Source organism: Acidovorax sp. HMWF018 (assembly GCF_003061035.1).
In the GTDB taxonomy this organism is placed as follows: Bacteria; Pseudomonadota; Gammaproteobacteria; order Burkholderiales; family Burkholderiaceae_C; genus Acidovorax; species Acidovorax delafieldii.
Genome location: NZ_QAIM01000426.1, coordinates 29,720 through 30,419, shown reverse-complemented (window position 1 = coordinate 30,419; position 700 = coordinate 29,720). Strand labels below are relative to the sequence as shown.

Here is a 700-nt window from a genome sequence, read left to right as displayed (position 1 = left end):
CACGCCGGCGAACGCAGCGACGGCCACAGGCCGGGCGCGTTCGAGGCAAGACACCTGCACGTTGGACGGCTGCGCCGAAGGCAGCGCGAAGTGCGGCGCGGATGCGCTCGCACTGCACGCGCGACGACACGGCGACGGCCAGCAGCACGACACGCCCGATGGCACGACAAGATGCACGGCAACGTGCAGCAAGTCGGCGGCCATCATGGGCGGGACTCCAGCCAGACCGGATGCGCGACGCCAATCACGGCGCCCACACTGACCGGCCCGAAATACCGGCTGTCGAACGACGCCGGGTTGGTCACACTGAGCAGGAACAGTTCACCGGGTTCGAGGCGACGGCACTGCTGCCAGGATGGCAGCGGCCGGCCCCAGCGGTCGGCAGGCAGCACAGCGGCCGAAGGCACGCCGTCGATGCGGACGATGCGGCCAGTGATGCACACCTCCTGCGGCGCGATGGCGCCCACGCGCTTGAGCAGCGGCACGCGCGCCGGCAGGTAGCCGCGCTGCGCGGCCAGCGCGGCGGCGTCTGGCGGCAGCGTGGTCAGGACGATGCTGCCCACTTCCAGCCGACGCGGCAGCGAGCCGGTGCCGTGGCGCTGCGGATTGACGCGATACCAGCCGACCGCCACGCTGTCGGACGGGTTGTAGATCAGGCGCGGCAGCGGCTGCACGAAGGACGCCCAGGCCAGCGCAGCGA

1 protein-coding gene and 1 pseudogene are annotated in these 700 nt (G+C 71.7%); both read right to left on the bottom strand.

The window, feature by feature from the left end; translation table 11 throughout:
* Positions 1 to 207, bottom strand: a pseudogene (locus DBR23_RS30950) (hypothetical protein); the annotation flags it as partial.
* Positions 204 to 700, bottom strand: a 497-nt coding sequence (locus tag DBR23_RS17855) for a S26 family signal peptidase (RefSeq protein WP_233250535.1), incomplete at its 5' end; no start/stop codon positions are given. The gene DBR23_RS17855 and the pseudogene DBR23_RS30950, both read right to left, overlap by 4 nt.